Source organism: Clavibacter capsici (assembly GCF_001280205.1).
Classification (GTDB): domain Bacteria; phylum Actinomycetota; class Actinomycetes; order Actinomycetales; family Microbacteriaceae; genus Clavibacter; species Clavibacter capsici.
On record NZ_CP012573.1, the window covers coordinates 1046894 to 1062877 of the forward strand.

A 15984-nucleotide genomic window follows, 5' to 3' on the forward strand; every position below is an offset into this window, starting at 1 on the left:
GCCTCGGACCACCGAGCAGGTACCACAGAGCTCTGCGCAACCGAGACGGGAACCGTGACTCCGCCACCCTCATCCACGCCCTCCGCGACCGAGCCGACCACCGCCGCCGCGCCCGACGGCGCCGACGTCGAGCCGGGCGCCTACGACCTCGTCGTCGTCTCCAACCGCCTCCCCGTCGACCGCGTGGTCGCCGCCGACGGCACGACCTCCTGGCGGCACTCGCCCGGCGGTCTCGTGACCGCGCTCGAGCCCGTGATGCGCGCCAACGAGGGCGCGTGGATCGGCTGGCCGGGCATCGCCGACCACGACGTCGATCCCTTCGTCGACGACGGCATCTCGATCATCCCCGTCACGCTCAGCGAGCAGGACCTCGCCGAGTACTACGAGGGCTTCTCGAACGACACGCTCTGGCCGCTCTACCACGACGTCATCGCGCAGCCGAGCTACCACCGCGAGTGGTGGGACACCTACGTCAAGGTCAACCAGCGCTTCGCCGACGCCGCCGCGAAGGCCGCCGCCCCCGGCGCCACCGTGTGGGTGCAGGACTACCAGCTCCAGCTCGTCCCGAAGATGCTCCGCGAGCAGCGGCCCGACCTCACCATCGGCTTCTTCAACCACATCCCGTTCCCGCCCTACGGCATCTACTCGCAGCTGCCGTGGCGCACGCAGATCATCGAGGGTCTCCTCGGCGCCGACGTCATCGGCTTCCAGCGCGTCGCCGACGCGGGCAACTTCACGCGCGCGGTGCGGCGGCTGTTCGGGTACACGACCCGGGGATCCACGGTCGACGTGCCCGTGCGCGGCGGCATCCCGCTCACCGTCCCCGGCACCAAGCCGTCGAAGCCCGTGCGGGAGCTCCGCACGCGCCAGGTGGTCGCCAAGCACTACCCGATCTCGATCGACGCACGCAGCTACGAGGAGATGGCCAAGGACCCGGCCATCCAGGAGCGCGCCCGCCAGATCCGCGCCGACCTCGGCGACCCCAAGACGATCCTGCTGGGCGTCGACCGGCTCGACTACACGAAGGGCATCGGCCACCGCCTGAAGGCGTTCGGCGAGCTCCTCGCCGAGGGCCGCGTGAAGGTCGAGGACGCGACGCTCGTGCAGGTCGCGAGCCCCAGCCGCGAGCGCGTCGAGACGTACCGGCAGCTGCGCGACGAGATCGAGCTCACGGTCGGCCGCATCAACGGCGACTACGGCTCCATCAGCCACACCGCCATCAGCTACCTCCACCACGGGTACCCGAAGGAGGAGATGGTCGCGCTCTGCCTCGCGGCGGACGTGATGCTCGTCACCGCCCTCCGCGACGGGATGAACCTGGTCGCCAAGGAGTACGTGGCCACCAAGCACTCGAACGAGGGCGTGCTCGTGCTCAGCGAGTTCGCGGGCGCCGCGGACGAGCTGAAGGCCGCGCTCCTCGTCAACCCGCACGACATCGAGGGCCTCAAGGAGGCGATCCTCCGCGCCATCGAGATGCCGAAGCCCGAGCAGCGCAAGCGCATGCGGTCGCTCCGCAAGCGCGTGTTCGAGAACGACGTGGCGGCCTGGTCGAGCTCCTTCCTCGCCGACCTCGGGCGCACGCACGCCGCCTCGATCCACGAGGGGCCCGACGAAGAGGTCGTCGAGCCGCTGATGGACGAGGGCTGGTAGCGCGGGTGGCCGAGCTGACCACCGACATCCAGGCGAAGGGCGGGCGCGGCTTCCCGGGCCGGCTGTTCGAGGCGCTCACCGAGCTCGCGCGCACGCCGCGCCTGCTCGTGGCGCTCGACTTCGACGGCACGCTCGCGCCCGAGGTCGACGACCCCGAGAAGGCGCGCGCGGTGCCCGAGGCCCGCGCGGCCGTGCTCGCGCTCCTCGCCCTGCCCGAGACGCGCGTCGCGCTCGTCTCCGGCCGGGCGCTCCGGAGCCTGGAGGCCGTGGCCGACCTGCCGGACGACGTGCTGCTCGTGGGCTCGCACGGCGTGGAGATCCGCCTCGACAGCGACGACATCGAGCTCACCCTCGACGAGGGCGAGCTCGCGCAGCGCGGGGTCCTCTCCGACGTGCTCGGCCAGGTCGCCGACTCGCTCGACGAGGTGTGGATCGAGGAGAAGCCCGCGGGCTTCGCCCTGCACACGCGCCTCGCGACCGAGAAGCACAGCCGCATCGCGCACCTCGTGGCGACGCAGGAGGCGCAGGCCGAGGTCGACGGCCTCAAGGTGCGATCCGGCAAGGACGTGCTGGAGTTCAGCATCCGCCAGGCCACCAAGGGCGAGGCCGTCGAGCACCTCCGCCGGTACGCCGAGGCGACCGCCGTGTTCTACGCGGGCGACGACGTGACCGACGAGGACGCCTTCGCCGCGCTCCAGGCCGGCGACCTCGGCCTCAAGAGCGGGACGGGCGCGACCGCCGCGGACTTCCGCGTGGACGGGCCGCACGACGTGGCGCGCGTGCTGCAGGTGCTCGCCGACCTGCGCGCCGAGCCGGCCGTCCGCCCCGACTGATCCCGCAGGGCGGATCCATCCCGGTCTCCCAGGCAGGGCCCAGGTAGACTGGGGAAATAGCCGACTCGCGAGAGGAGACCGCAGTTGCTCGTCCTCCTCTCGGCGTTCCTGATCGCCTCGATCCTCGTCCCGCTGCTGGCCCGGCTGATCGGCGTGCGCGCCTTCCTCGTCGCGGCGCTCGTGCCCGCCGCGGCGTTCGCGTACACGGTCGCGCAGGCGCCGGCCGTGCTCCCCGACGGCGAGGTCGTCGAGCGCCTGGAGTGGATCCCGTCCCTCGGCATCGCGCTCGACATGCGCATGGACGCGCTCTCCTGGCTCCTCTCGCTCGTGGTCACGGGCGTCGGCGCCCTCGTCCTCCTCTACTGCGCGCGCTACTTCCGCTCGAGCGAGGAGGGGCTCGGCCGGTTCGCGGGGCTGCTGCTCGCCTTCGCGGGCGTCATGTACGGCCTCGTCCTCGCCGACGACGTCTTCGTCCTCTTCACGTTCTGGGAGGCGACGAGCGTCCTCTCCTACCTCCTCATCGGCCACTACACCGGCAAGAAGGCGAGCCGCGGCGCCGCGCTGCAGGCGCTCCTCGTGACCACCGCGGGCGGGCTCGCGATGCTCGTCGGCCTCGTCATCCTCTCGGTCGCGGGCGGCACCACGAGCATGGCGGCGCTCGTCGAGGATCCCCCCGGCGGCCCGCTCATCCCCGTCGCCGTGGTGCTGATCCTCCTGGGCGCCCTCTCCAAGTCGGCGCTCGTGCCGTTCCACTTCTGGCTGCCGGCCGCGATGGCCGCACCCACCCCGGTGAGCGCCTACCTGCACGCCGCCGCGATGGTGAAGGCCGGCATCTACCTCATCGCCCGCCTCGCGCCCGGCTACGCCGACGTGCCCGGCTGGCGCGTGCTGCTGGTGTCGCTGGGCGTCGCCACCATGCTCGTCGGCGGCTGGCGCGCGCTCAAGCAGATGGACCTGAAGCTCGTCCTCGCCTACGGCACGGTGAGCCAGCTCGGCTTCCTCACCGTGGTCGTCGGCTACGGCACGCGCGACGCGGCCCTCGCGGGCGTCGCGCTCCTCCTCGCGCACGCGCTCTTCAAGGCGACCCTGTTCCTCGTCGTCGGCGTGGTGGACCACCGCACCGGCACGCGCGACCTCCGCAAGATCAGCGGCCTCGGCCGCAAGGCGCCGGTGCTCGCGGTGATCACCGCGCTCGCCCTCGCGTCGATGGCGGGCCTGCCGCCCTTCCTCGGCTTCGTCGCCAAGGAGGCCGTGCTCTCCGCGCTCCTCCTCGACGCGGAGCTCGGCGGCGGCCTCGGCTGGGTCGCGCTCGTCGGCGTCGCGGTCGGCTCCTGCCTCACGGTCGCCTACAGCGCGCGCTTCCTGTGGGGCGCGTTCGCCCGCAAGCGCGGCGTGGACGAGGTTCAGCCCGTGCACGAGCACCTCGACTTCCTCGTGCCGCCGGCCGTGCTCGCCGTGACCGGCCTCGTGCTCGGCTTCCTCGCGTCGTCCGTCGACGGCTGGATCGCCGGGTACGCCGACACGCTGCCCGCCGTGAGCGCGGGGGCCTCGGGCGAGCCCGACCACACGTACCACCTCGCGCTCTGGCACGGGATCGAGCCGGCGCTCCTCATCTCCGCGGGCACGCTCGTGGTCGGCCTCGCGATGTTCCGCCTCCGCGACGGGGTCTTCGCGCTGCAGTCGCGCGTGCCCGCGTGGATCGACGCGGCCCGCATCTACTGGGCCTCGATGCGCCTCATCGACCGGGTCGCCGCGCGCACCACCGCCACGACGCAGCGCGGCTCGCTGCCCTTCTACCTCGGCGTGATCCTGCTCGTGCTCATCGGCTCCGTCGGATCCGCGCTCGCGCTCAACCGCTCGTGGCCGACGACCGCCGTGCCGTTCGACCACCCGGCCCAGCCCGTGATCGGCGTCGTGATGGTCGTCGCCGCCGTCGCCGCGGCCCGCGCGGGCAAGCGCTTCCAGGCCGTCGTGCTGGTGGGCGTCACGGGCTACGGCATGGCCGCGCTCTTCGCGCTGCACGGCGCCCCCGACCTCGCGCTCACGCAGGTGCTCATCGAGACGATCACCCTGGTCGCCTTCGTGCTCGTGCTCCGCCGCCTGCCCGTGCGGCTGGGGGAGCGGAACCGCTCGGTGCATCCGATCTGGCGCGCGTCCATCGGCATCGCCGTCGCGGCCCTCATGTCCACCGTCGCGGTCGTCGCGCTCGGCGCCCGGGTGGCGTCGCCCATCTCGCTCGAGTTCCCGCGCCTCGCCTACGAGCAGGGCCACGGCAGCAACGTCGTCAACGTCACGCTCGTCGACCTCCGCGGCTGGGACACCATGGGCGAGATCTCGGTGCTCATCGTCGCGGCCACCGGCGTCGCGAGCCTCATCTTCCTCAACCGGCGCACCGACTCGCTGCCGCGCCTCACGACGCCGTCGCGCCGCGGCCTCATCGCGCGCCTGGCCGGACGGCGCGACCCGTCGGCCGCGACGACGCCCCTCGAGGTCGAGCACGGCGCGCACGGCCCGCGGATGCAGGCCACCCGCGCCGTCAAGGACCAGCGCCGCACCGAGCGCAGCCCCTGGCTCCTCGCCGGCCGCACGCTCGCGCCGCAGAACCGCTCGATCCTCCTCGAGGTCGTCGTCCGGCTCCTGTTCCACAGCCTCATCGTCGTGTCCGTCTACCTGCTGTTCGCGGGCCACAACCTGCCGGGCGGCGGGTTCGCGGGCGGCCTCCTCGCGGGCATGGCGCTCGTGGCGCGCTACCTCGCGGGCGGCCGGTACGAGCTCGGCGCCGCCGCCCCGGTGGACGCGGGACGCGTGCTCGGCACGGGCCTCGTCTTCGCGGTCGGCACCGCCGCGGTGCCGCTCGTCTTCGGCGCCGACGCCCTCACCTCCACCTGGATCGACACCGAGGTGCCGTTCATCGGGCACGTCGAGTTCGTCACCAGCACGTTCTTCGACGTCGGCGTCTACCTCGTCGTCGTCGGCCTCACGCTCGACGTGCTCCGCAGCCTCGGCGCGGAGGTCGACCGCCAGGAGGAGAGCGACCGGACGGTCGAGCAGGGAGCCGACGGCATGGAGACCGAGCAGGGGGTGAGCGTGTGAGCGTCTCCGTCACCCTCATCGTGATCATGGCCGCGCTGTACGCGACGGGCATCTACCTCATGCTCGAGCGCAGCATGACGCGCGTGCTGCTCGGGTTCCTGCTCGTGGGCAACGCGACCAACATCCTCATCCTCATCATGTCGGGACGCGTGGGGCTCGCCCCCATCTACGACCCGGACGTGGATCCCGAGGACTACGCCGACCCGCTCCCGCAGGCCCTCATCCTCACCGCCATCGTCATCACCTTCGGCGTCTCGGCCTTCCTCATGGCGCTCATCTACCGCTCGTGGCGGCTGGCGAACGCCGACGTGGTGACGGACGACGAGGACGACCTCGCGATGCGCGGCCCCCGCACGGGCCTCGGCGAGGAGCCCACCGTCCCCGACGACGACGACACCGAGTTCGGCACCAACGCCGAGGCCGCGATCGCGTCCGCCCGGAAGCTCCGGGACAACCGGTCCGACCTGGAGGAGGCGATCGACGACTCGGCCGACGACGACGACGACCGCGACTTCCGCACGAGGCGCGCCGAGCAGGGGAAGGGGGAGGACCGATGACGATCTTCCAATCCCTCATCCCGCTCGTGGTCCTCGTGCCGCTGCTCGGGGCCGCCGCCGCCCTCGTCGCCGCCCGCCAGCGGCGGCTCCAGGTCGCGGTCTCGGTGCTCGCGCTCGTGATCGTCGTCGCGATCAGCGCGGTGCTCCTGGTGCTCGTCGACCAGCAGGGCGGCCAGTCGGTTCAGATCGGCGGATGGGCGGCGCCGTTCGGCATCGTCCTCGTGGTCGACCGGCTCTCGGCGCTCATGCTGCTGATCTCGTCGATCGTGCTGCTCGCGGTCCTCATGTTCTCGATCGGCCAGGGCCTCGAGGACGGCGACGGCGAGACGCCCGTGTCGATCTTCAACCCGACCTACCTGATCCTCGCGGCGGGCGTCTTCAACGCCTTCGTGGCCGGCGACCTCTTCAACCTCTACGTCGGGTTCGAGATCCTGCTCGTGGCGAGCTACGTGCTGCTCACGCTCGGCGGCACCGAGGCCCGGATCCGCGCGGGCGTCACCTACATCGTCGTGAGCCTCATCTCGTCGATGCTGTTCCTCGCCTCCATCGCCATGATCTACGGCGCGCTCGGCACGGTGAACATCGCGCAGATCTCGGTGCGGCTCGACGAGATCCCGCCGGACGTGCAGCTGATCCTGCACATCATGCTGCTGGTCGCGTTCGGCATCAAGGCGGCCGTCTTCCCGCTGTCGTTCTGGCTGCCGGACTCCTACCCGACGGCGCCCGCGCCCGTCACCGCGGTCTTCGCCGGGCTCCTCACCAAGGTCGGCGTGTACGCGATCCTCCGCACCGAGACCGTCATGTTCCCCACCGACCAGCTCTCCACGGCGCTCATGGTGGTCGCGGCGCTGACCATGGTGATCGGCATCCTCGGCGCCGTCGCGCAGGCCGACATCAAGAGGCTGCTGTCCTTCACGCTCGTCAGCCACATCGGCTACATGATCTTCGGCATCGCGCTCAACACCGTGGCCGGGATGACGGCGACCATCTACTACGTGATCCACCACATCGTCGTGCAGACGACGCTGTTCCTCGCCTCCGGCCTCATCGAGCGGACGGGCGGCAGCACCTCGATCAACCGCCTGGGCGGCCTGCTCAAGGCGGCGCCCGTGATGGCGATCCTGTTCTTCATCCCCGCGCTCAACCTCGGCGGCATCCCGCCGTTCTCGGGGTTCATCGGCAAGGTCGCGCTCTTCGACTCGGGCGCCGAGGTCGGCGGCTGGCTCACCTACGCGGTCATCGCCGCGGGCGCGGCCACGAGCCTCCTCACCCTGTACGCCCTCGCCCGCGTCTGGAACATGGCGTTCTGGCGCGGAGCCGAGGAGGTCGAGGACTACGAGTCGCCCCTGCTCGACCAGCTCTCCGAGCGCCCGGGCGGCGAGGCGACGACCACCGTGCGGAAGACGCCGGTGCTCATGACGGGCGCGACGGCCGGCATGGTCGTCGTGAGCGTCGCGCTCACCGTCTTCGCCGGCCCCGTCTACGCGCTGTCCGAGCGCGCCGGCGAGAGCCTCACGGGTCCCGGATCCGGCGTCGGCTCGGGCGAGCAGGGCTACGTCGAGACGGTCTTCCCGGGAGGCGTCGGATGAGCCCCCGGAAGGCCCGCGCCCGCGCCGAGCGGCTCACCCTCCTCGTCCAGCTGCCGCTCCTCGTCTGGCTCGTGATCCTCTGGCTCCTGCTCTGGGGCCACGTCACCGTCATCTCCGTGGTCACCGGCATCGTGCTCGCGCTCCTCGTGACGCGCGTGTTCTACCTGCCGCCCGTGGAGCTGTCGGGCCGCTTCGACGTCCGCTGGGCGGCGATCCTGCTCGGGCACTTCGCTGTGGACCTCGTGCGCGCGTCGTTCCAGGTCGCGGCGCAGGCCTTCGACTGGCGGAGCGTGCCCGTCAACTCGGTCATCGCCGTGCACCTGCACACGCGCAGCGACTTCGTCATGACGCTCACGGCCGAGGTCGTCTCGCTCGTGCCCGGCTCGATCGTGGTGGAGGCCGACCGCGAGCGCTCGATCCTGTACCTGCACGCGCTCGGCACGCCGACCCCCGAGGACGTGGAGCGCGTGCGCGCGACGACCCTGAAGGTCGAGAGCCGCATCGTCTTCACCCTCGGCACCGCCGACGACGTGTGGCGCGTCAACCGCGAGCGCCGCGAGTCCGGCCGGGAGCCGCTGCTGCAGACCCGCCGGCAGCGCGCGCACGAGCTGGTGCGCGACCGCGACCTCGAGGCGGGGCTCATCTCGACCACGGGGGAGGAGCTCCCATGAGCATCGTCATGCAGGTCGGCTACGTCATCGTGGGGGCGCTGTTCTTCTCGGCGGCCGCCATGGCCCTCGTGCGCATCGTGCGCGGCCCTAGCATCCTCGACCGGATCATCGCGTCCGACGTGCTGCTCACCACGCTCATCTGCGTGCTGGGGGCCGAGATGATCCACAACGGGCACACCCGCACGGTGCCCGTCATGCTCGTGCTCGCGATGACCGCGTTCCTCGCGACCGTCGCCGTGGCCCGCTACGTCTCCAAGCAGGACCCGTCGTGAACGACGTCCTGGTGTCCGGCCCGCTGGCCGACGCCCTCGACCTCGTGAGCCTCGTGCTCCTGATCCTCGGCGGCGTGCTGTCGGTCGCCGCGGGCGTGGGCCTCCTGCGCTTCCCCGACCCGCTGGCGCGCATGCACGCGGCGACCAAGCCGCAGATCCTCGGCGTGATCCTCGTGCTCCTCGCGCTCGCCCTCCAGTCGCAGAGCCTCAGCACGGTCGCGATGCTCGTGCCCGTGCTCCTCTTCCAGATGCTCACGGCGCCGATCTCCGCGCACATGGTCGGCCGCGCGGGCTACCGGCTCCGCCACTTCCTCCGCGAGGACCTCCTCGTCGACGAGCTGGAGGAGGCGATCGACCGCGCCCACGAGGAGCTGCGCGACGCCGACGACGTCGACGCGTCGACGCTGCCGGTGGGATCCGCGGAGAACATCGCCGCGGAGGAGGCGGGCCACGTCCCCGGCGGCGCGGGTCCCCGCGACGAGGCGGCGCCCGTCGCGTCGGCGGATCCCGCGGAGGCCGGACCGGACGGCCCCGCGGACGGCCGCCTCCCGCGAGGCATCGGCTGACCCCGCCCGCTCGCGCGCCCGCTCCCAGGACGCCGGGACTGCTCCGTCCGAGGACCTAAACTCGACCCATGCCTGAGATCGACATGAAGCCCCGGAGCCGCGACGTCACCGACGGGATCGAGGCCACCTCCTCGCGCGGCATGCTCCGCGCCGTCGGCATGGGCGACGAGGACTGGGAGAAGCCCCAGATCGGCGTCGCGAGCTCGTGGAACGAGGTCACCCCCTGCAACCTCAGCCTCGACCGCCTCGCGCAGGGCGCCAAGGAGGGCGTGCACGCGGGCGGCGGCTACCCGCTCCAGTTCGGCACCATCTCCGTCAGCGACGGCATCGCCATGGGCCACGAGGGAATGCACTTCTCGCTCGTCTCCCGCGAGGTCATCGCCGACAGCGTCGAGACCGTCATGATGGCCGAGCGCCTCGACGGCTCCGTGCTCCTGGCCGGCTGCGACAAGTCGCTCCCCGGCATGCTCATGGCCGCGGCCCGGCTCGACCTCTCCTCGGTGTTCCTCTACGCCGGATCCATCGCGCCCGGCTGGGTGAAGCTCTCCGACGGCACGGAGAAGGAGGTCACCATCATCGACGCCTTCGAGGCCGTCGGCGCGTGCAAGGCCGGCACGATGAGCCAGGAGGACCTGACCCGCATCGAGAAGGCCATCTGCCCGGGCGAGGGAGCCTGCGGCGGCATGTACACCGCGAACACCATGGCGAGCGTCGCGGAGGCGCTCGGCATGAGCCTCCCCGGATCCGCCGCCCCGCCGAGCGCCGACCGCCGCCGCGACTACTTCGCGCACCGCTCCGGCGAGGCCGTCGTCAACCTCATCGCGAAGGGGATCACGGCCCGCGACATCATGACCAAGGAGGCGTTCGAGAACGCCATCTCCGTGGTCATGGCGTTCGGCGGATCCACCAACGCCGTCCTCCACCTCCTCGCCATCGCGCGCGAGGCCGAGGTCGACCTCCAGCTGTCGGACTTCAACCGCATCGCCGACCGCGTGCCGCACCTCGGCGACCTCAAGCCGTTCGGCCGCTTCGTGATGAACGACGTCGACCGCGTCGGCGGCGTCCCCGTCGTCATGAAGGCCCTCCTCGACGCGGGCCTCCTCCACGGCGACGTGATGACCGTCACCGGGCGCACCATGCGCGAGAACCTCGAGTCGATGGACCTCGCGGACCTCGACGGCACGGTCGTCCGGAAGATGGACGACCCCATCCACGCCACCGGCGGCATCAGCGTGCTGCACGGCTCGCTCGCCCCCGAGGGCGCGGTCGTCAAGACGGCCGGCTTCGACCTCGACGTGTTCGAGGGCCCCGCCCGCGTCTTCGAGCGCGAGCGCGCCGCGATGGACGCCCTCACCGAGGGCCGCATCTCGAAGGGCGACGTCGTCGTCATCCGCTACGAGGGCCCGAAGGGCGGCCCCGGCATGCGCGAGATGCTCGCCATCACGGGCGCCATCAAGGGCGCCGGCCTCGGCAAGGATGTACTACTCTTGACGGACGGTCGATTCTCAGGCGGCACAACCGGACTGTGCATCGGCCACATGGCTCCCGAAGCGGTGGACGCAGGTCCCGTCGCTTTCGTGCGCGATGGAGACCGGATCCGCGTCGACATCGCCGCTCGCACGCTCGACCTACTGGTCGACGAGGCCGAGCTCGCCGCCCGCCGTGAGGGGTGGGCACCTCTCCCGCCGCGCTACACGCGCGGAGTCCTCGCCAAGTACGCCAAGCTCGTGCACTCGGCCGCCGAGGGCGCGATCACGGGATGACCCCCTCCTCACCTTCCGCTCCTTCTCCCAGGAATCGCGCACCCATGCCAGCTCTGCCCACCCCGCCCCCCACGCCGCAGGCGCCGACCGCCCACCAGGGCGACGAGATCCTCACGGGAGCCGAGGCCGTCGTCCGGACCCTCGAGCTCCTCGGGGTCGACGACGTCTTCGGCCTCCCCGGCGGCGCCATCCTCCCCACCTACGACCCGCTCATGGACTCGACGAAGCTGCGCCACATCCTCGTCCGCCACGAGCAGGGCGCCGGCCACGCCGCCGAGGGCTACGCGTCCTCGAGCGGACGCACGGGCGTCTGCATCGCCACCTCCGGCCCCGGCGCCACGAACCTCGTGACCGCCATCGCGGACGCGTACATGGACTCGGTGCCGCTCCTCGCGATCACCGGCCAGGTCTTCTCGACCCTCATGGGCACGGACGCGTTCCAGGAGGCCGACATCGTCGGCATCACGATGCCCATCACGAAGCACAGCTTCCTGGTCACGAAGCCCGAGGACATCCCCTCCACCATCGCGGCGGCGTACCACATCGCCTCCACGGGTCGCCCGGGCCCCGTGCTCGTCGACATCACGAAGGACGCGCAGCAGCTCGAGGCGCCCTTCCACTGGCCGCCGAAGATCGACCTGCCCGGCTACCGCCCCGTCGTCAAGGCGCACGGCAAGCAGATCCAGGCCGCGGCGCAGCTCCTGGTCGAGGCGAAGAAGCCCGTCCTCTACGTGGGCGGCGGCGTGATCCGCGCGAAGGCCCACGAGGAGCTCCTCGCGCTGGCCGAGGCGGTCGGCGCCCCCGTCGTGACGACCCTCATGGCGCGCGGCGCGTTCCCCGACTCGCACCCGCAGCAGCTCGGCATGCCCGGCATGCACGGCACGGTCCCCGCGGTGCTCGCGCTCCAGGAGTCCGACCTGCTCGTCTCGCTCGGCGCGCGCTTCGACGACCGCGTCACCGGCAAGGCGGCGGAGTTCGCGCCGCACGCCAAGGTCGTCCACGTGGACGTCGACCCGGCCGAGATCTCCAAGATCCGCATCGCCGACGTCCCCATCGTGGGCGACGCGAAGGACGTCATCGCCGACCTCGTCGTCGCGTTCCGCGAGGCGAAGGCCGCGTCCGAGGTCGAGCAGGACATCGCCGACTGGTGGACCTACCTCGACGGGCTCCGCGAGGAGTTCCCCCTCGGCTTCACCCCGCCCGAGGACGGCCAGCTCGCGCCGCAGTACGTCATCCAGCGCATCGGCGAGATCACGGGACCCGAGGGCGTCTTCGCCTCGGGCGTCGGCCAGCACCAGATGTGGGCGGCGCAGTTCATCAAGTACGAGCGCCCCAACTCCTGGCTCAACTCCGGCGGCGCCGGCACCATGGGCTACTCGGTGCCCGCCGCGATGGGCGCCAAGGTCGCCCAGCCCGACCGCCACGTGTGGGCGATCGACGGCGACGGCTGCTTCCAGATGACCAACCAGGAGCTCGCCACCTGCACGATCAACGACATCCCCATCAAGGTGGCGATCATCAACAACTCGTCGCTCGGCATGGTGCGCCAGTGGCAGACCCTCTTCTACGAGGGCCGCTACTCGAACACCGACCTCAACACGGGCGGCGGCACCCGCATGGTGCCCGACTTCGTGAAGATGGCCGACGCGTACGGCGCCCTCGGGATCCGCGTGACGAAGCCGGAGGAGGTGGACGACGCGATCCGCCTGGCGCTCGCGACGAACGACCGCCCCGTCGTCATCGACTTCGTGGTCAGCCGCGACGCCATGGTGTGGCCGATGGTGCCGCAGGGCCTCAGCAACAGCGCCGTGCAGTACGCCCGGGACCACGCCCCGAGCTGGGACGACGACCTCGCCGAGACCGGGAGGACCGAGAAGTGAGCCACATCCTGAGCCTCCTGGTGGAGGACAAGCCCGGACTCCTCACCCGCGTGGCGGGCCTGTTCGCCCGCCGCGGCTTCAACATCGAGTCGCTCGCGGTCGGCGCGAGCGAGATCGAGGGGCTGTCGCGCATCACCGTCGTCGTCGACGTCGAGGCGCTCCCGCTCGAGCAGGTGACCAAGCAGCTGAACAAGCTCGTCAACGTCATCAAGATCGTGGAGCTGGATCCCGGCCAGGCCGTCGAGCGCGAGCACCTGCTGGTGAAGGTGCGCGTCGACAACACGACCCGCTCGCAGGTGCTCGAGGCGGTGAACCTGTTCCGCGCCCGGGTGGTCGACGTCGCGACCGACGCGCTCATCATCGAGGTCACGGGCGACTCGGGGAAGGTCCAGGCCCTCCTCCGCGTGCTCGAGCCCTTCGGGATCAAGGAGCTCGCGCAGTCGGGGCTCCTCGCCATGGGCCGCGGCTCGAAGTCGATCACCGACCGCGTCTTCCGCACCGCCTAGGACGACCTCGGCGGCTCGCGGGCGACAGCCGCTAGGCTCCCCGCGCGTCGCCCGAGGCACGCACGCACGTACGTACCGCACGACCCACGCCCCGCCCGAGCGCGGGGCAGCCGGGCACGACCGCCCCTCGCCCTTCCCGCGGGGACGACAGAACAAGGAGATCCATCACGTGACTGACATCGTCTACGACAAGGACGCCGACCTCTCGCTCATCCAGGGTCGCAAGGTCGCCGTCATCGGCTACGGCTCGCAGGGTCACGCCCACGCGCTGAACCTCCGCGACTCCGGCGTCGAGGTCGTCATCGGCCTCAAGGAGGGCTCGTCGAGCCGCGCCAAGGCCGAGGAGCAGGGCTTCGAGGTCAAGACGCCGGCGGACGCCTCCGCCTGGGCCGACGTGATCGTCATCCTCGCGCCCGACCAGCACCAGCGCGGCCTCTACGCCGACAGCGTCCGCGACAACCTCACCGAGGGCAAGACGCTCGTCTTCGCGCACGGCTTCAACATCCGCTTCGGCTACATCGAGGCGCCCGAGGGCGTCGACGTCGTCCTCGTCGCGCCCAAGGGCCCGGGCCACACCGTGCGCCGCGAGTTCGAGGCCGGCCGCGGCGTCCCCGTCATCGTCGCCGTCGAGGTCGACGCGTCGGGCAAGGCGTGGGACCTCGCCTGGTCGTACGCCAAGGGCATCGGCGGCCTGCGCGCCGGCGGCATCCGCACCACCTTCACCGAGGAGACCGAGACCGACCTCTTCGGCGAGCAGGCCGTCCTCTGCGGCGGCACGTCGCAGCTGGTCCAGTACGGCTTCGAGACGCTGATCGAGGCGGGCTACCAGCCGCAGATCGCGTACTTCGAGGTGCTGCACGAGCTCAAGCTCATCGTCGACCTCATGTGGGAGGGCGGCATCGCCAAGCAGCGCTGGAGCATCTCCGACACGGCGGAGTACGGCGACTACGTCTCCGGCCCGCGCGTCATCTCGCCGGACGTGAAGGAGAACATGAAGGCCGTCCTCGCGGACATCCAGTCGGGTGCCTTCGCGAAGCGCTTCATCGACGACCAGGACGCCGGTGCGCCCGAGTTCCTCGAGCTCCGCAAGAAGGGCGAGGAGCACCCCATCGAGTCCACCGGCCGCGAGCTGCGCAAGCTCTTCGCGTGGAACAAGGCCGACGACGACTACACGGACGGCTCGGTCGCCCGCTAGCCGACGCCCACCCGCACCACCGGACGCCCGGTCGCCTCGCGCGGCCGGGCGTCCGCGCGTCCGGGGCGGGAGCGTGGAGCGGGCGTCCGGATCCGAGCACGTACCATCGGGGGATGCCCCGCACCCCCGACGACGACGCCCTCAGCTGGGCCGGCGAGGAGGCGGATCCCACGCTCGCCCGCTCGCCCGAGCCGCAGCGCGCGGTGCCGCGGCCCCGCGCCGACGGCGTCGCCGCCTCCGAGCCCGGGCGCGCGTCCGCCCTCGGCGCCACCGCCGCGCGTCGGGCCGCCGCATCCCGTGAGGACGACGACGAGTCCACCGCGGTCCCGCGCGGCCGCCTCGTCGACGACGCGGACGCGGGCGGCGCGCCCGACGCGTCACCCGAGGTCGTCGGGCTCGCGTTCTTCGGCGCCGTCGCGATCCTCGAGGCCATCGCGTGGTTCTTCGTCGTGCGCGACAACCCGTCGAGCGCGGGATCCGCGTTCCAGGTCGCCGTGGCGCAGGCCACCGAGGCGCTCACGGTCCTCGCGCCCCTGCTCTGGCTCGCCGCCGTGATCGTCGCCGCGCGCGGCATGCGCCTCGGCCGGCGGATGGCCGTGCTCGCGGCGGGCGCCGTCGTCCTGTTCCCCTGGCCGTGGCTGGTGACGCGGTGAGGGCCGAGCGCACGCGCCGCGGCCTCCCCACGCGCGCCGGCTGGATCGTCGGCGTCCTCGGCGCCCTCGCCCACGGGGTCCTCGTCTGGCAGGCCGTCGACCAGTACACGGCGTTCCGCGACATCGCCACGGCGTTCGGCGGATCGCTGCGACCCGGCACGGCGGCGGCGCTCGTCGGGGCGATCCTCGCGCCCGTCGTCGCCTTCGTCGTCGCGGCCGCGGCCACGCGTCGTCGCCCCGTCGCCGCGCGCGTGCTCGTCATGCTGGCCGGCATCGCGGCCGCGAGCGCGCTGACGGTCGGGCTCGCCGAGCTGATCCCGCTCGTCTAGAGGCGGATCGGCGGACCGCTAGAGCGGCCAGCCCGCGAAGAGCACCAGCGCGATCAGCACCACCTGCGCCACCAGGCGCGGCACGAGCGGGATCGCGATGCGGCCGAAGCGCTCCGGGTGGCGCGCCGCGTGCGCGTTCGCGGGGAACACGGCGACGAGGAACACGGCCAGCGCGATGCCCGCCGCGAGGCGCAGGGGCTCCACGAGGAGGCCCACGCCGCCGGCGATCTCGCACACGCCGGTGATCCGCACGAGGGCCAGGGGAGAGGGCACCCCGGGCCGACGGAGGGACGGCGGGATGATCTCCGCCATGACCCGCGCGGCCCTCGGGGCGAAGTGGTTGACGCCCATCCCGACGAAGACGAGGGCCAGCAGGATCCGCACGGCGAGCTGGATCGCAGCCCACGTCACATCGCTCATCCGCCCA

15 protein-coding genes are annotated in these 15984 nt (G+C 72.0%); 14 read left to right on the top strand and 1 reads right to left on the bottom strand.

The genetic code is table 11. From position 1 onward, the window contains the following. The first annotated feature begins 54 nt into the window (after positions 1-54). From AES38_RS04990 to AES38_RS05055, 14 genes are all read left to right on the top strand, one after another. A complete protein-coding gene (locus AES38_RS04990) occupies positions 55-1650 on the top strand; it encodes an alpha,alpha-trehalose-phosphate synthase (UDP-forming) (protein WP_053774046.1) in 1596 nt (531 codons plus the stop codon). A 5-nt stretch (positions 1651-1655) separates the two neighbouring features. Beyond that, on the top strand, positions 1656-2483 hold the full coding sequence (gene otsB, locus AES38_RS04995) for a trehalose-phosphatase (RefSeq protein WP_043670545.1): 828 nt from the start codon (positions 1656-1658) through the stop codon (positions 2481-2483). Between the two features lie 84 nt (positions 2484-2567). Beyond that, positions 2568-5576, top strand: coding sequence for a Na+/H+ antiporter subunit A (locus AES38_RS05000; RefSeq protein WP_053774047.1), 3009 nt, complete (start codon positions 2568-2570; stop codon positions 5574-5576). Further along, the gene (locus AES38_RS05005) at positions 5573-6133 is read left to right on the top strand and encodes a Na(+)/H(+) antiporter subunit C (RefSeq protein WP_053774048.1); all 561 of its coding nucleotides are present in this window, start codon (positions 5573-5575) and stop codon (positions 6131-6133) included. The genes AES38_RS05000 and AES38_RS05005 overlap by 4 nt, the downstream gene beginning before the upstream one ends. Further along, on the top strand, positions 6130-7722 hold the full coding sequence (locus AES38_RS05010; protein ID WP_053774049.1) for a Na+/H+ antiporter subunit D: 1593 nt from the start codon (positions 6130-6132) through the stop codon (positions 7720-7722). Before AES38_RS05005 ends, AES38_RS05010 begins: the two co-directional genes overlap by 4 nt. Continuing rightward, positions 7719-8393 carry a Na+/H+ antiporter subunit E gene (locus tag AES38_RS05015; RefSeq protein ID WP_043670556.1) on the top strand — a complete coding sequence of 225 codons (675 nt, stop codon included), beginning with the start codon at positions 7719-7721 and terminating at the stop codon, positions 8391-8393. The genes AES38_RS05010 and AES38_RS05015 overlap by 4 nt, the downstream gene beginning before the upstream one ends. Further along, positions 8390-8665: an MrpF/PhaF family protein gene (locus AES38_RS05020; protein WP_043670558.1), complete on the top strand. Its 276-nt coding sequence runs from the start codon at positions 8390-8392 to the stop codon at positions 8663-8665. The genes AES38_RS05015 and AES38_RS05020 overlap by 4 nt, the downstream gene beginning before the upstream one ends. Continuing rightward, positions 8662-9231, top strand: coding sequence for a monovalent cation/H(+) antiporter subunit G (mnhG, locus tag AES38_RS05025; protein WP_053774050.1), 570 nt, complete (start codon positions 8662-8664; stop codon positions 9229-9231). Before AES38_RS05020 ends, mnhG begins: the two co-directional genes overlap by 4 nt. A 68-nt stretch (positions 9232-9299) precedes the next feature. Beyond that, the gene (ilvD, locus tag AES38_RS05030; RefSeq protein WP_053774051.1) at positions 9300-10994 is read left to right on the top strand and encodes a dihydroxy-acid dehydratase; all 1695 of its coding nucleotides are present in this window, start codon (positions 9300-9302) and stop codon (positions 10992-10994) included. 44 nt (positions 10995-11038) lie between these two features. Continuing rightward, positions 11039-12874: an acetolactate synthase large subunit gene (locus tag AES38_RS05035; protein ID WP_244629237.1), complete on the top strand. Its 1836-nt coding sequence runs from the start codon at positions 11039-11041 to the stop codon at positions 12872-12874. Further along, complete coding sequence (ilvN, locus tag AES38_RS05040) at positions 12871-13380, top strand: acetolactate synthase small subunit (RefSeq protein WP_043670567.1); 510 nt, start codon at positions 12871-12873, stop codon at positions 13378-13380. Before AES38_RS05035 ends, ilvN begins: the two co-directional genes overlap by 4 nt. A 169-nt stretch (positions 13381-13549) precedes the next feature. Beyond that, the gene (ilvC, locus tag AES38_RS05045; RefSeq protein WP_043670571.1) at positions 13550-14575 is read left to right on the top strand and encodes a ketol-acid reductoisomerase; all 1026 of its coding nucleotides are present in this window, start codon (positions 13550-13552) and stop codon (positions 14573-14575) included. 113 nt (positions 14576-14688) lie between these two features. Next, on the top strand, positions 14689-15228 hold the full coding sequence (locus AES38_RS05050; protein WP_053774052.1) for a hypothetical protein: 540 nt from the start codon (positions 14689-14691) through the stop codon (positions 15226-15228). Next, positions 15225-15557: a hypothetical protein gene (locus AES38_RS05055; RefSeq protein WP_256998875.1), complete on the top strand. Its 333-nt coding sequence runs from the start codon at positions 15225-15227 to the stop codon at positions 15555-15557. The genes AES38_RS05050 and AES38_RS05055 overlap by 4 nt, the downstream gene beginning before the upstream one ends. 18 nt (positions 15558-15575) lie before the next feature. On the opposite strand, the gene AES38_RS05060 is transcribed toward AES38_RS05055, so the two are convergent. Next, complete coding sequence (locus AES38_RS05060) at positions 15576-15977, bottom strand: DoxX family protein (RefSeq protein ID WP_053774053.1); 402 nt, start codon at positions 15975-15977, stop codon at positions 15576-15578. Positions 15978-15984: the final 7 nt, after the last annotated feature.

Bases quoted from the DNA above. Each gene is read 5' to 3' on its own strand.
- AES38_RS05010 (WP_053774049.1), top strand. From the start codon at position 6,130: ATGACGATCTTCCAATCCCTCATCCCGCTCGTGGTCCTCGTGCCGCTG.
- AES38_RS05015 (WP_043670556.1), top strand. From the start codon at position 7,719: ATGAGCCCCCGGAAGGCCCGCGCCCGCGCCGAGCGGCTCACCCTCCTC.
- AES38_RS05020 (WP_043670558.1), top strand. From the start codon at position 8,390: ATGAGCATCGTCATGCAGGTCGGCTACGTCATCGTGGGGGCGCTGTTC.
- ilvD (WP_053774051.1), top strand. From the start codon at position 9,300: ATGCCTGAGATCGACATGAAGCCCCGGAGCCGCGACGTCACCGACGGG.
- AES38_RS05035 (WP_244629237.1), top strand. From the start codon at position 11,039: ATGCCAGCTCTGCCCACCCCGCCCCCCACGCCGCAGGCGCCGACCGCC.
- AES38_RS05050 (WP_053774052.1), top strand. From the start codon at position 14,689: ATGCCCCGCACCCCCGACGACGACGCCCTCAGCTGGGCCGGCGAGGAG.
- AES38_RS05060 (WP_053774053.1), bottom strand. From the start codon at position 15,977: ATGAGCGATGTGACGTGGGCTGCGATCCAGCTCGCCGTGCGGATCCTG.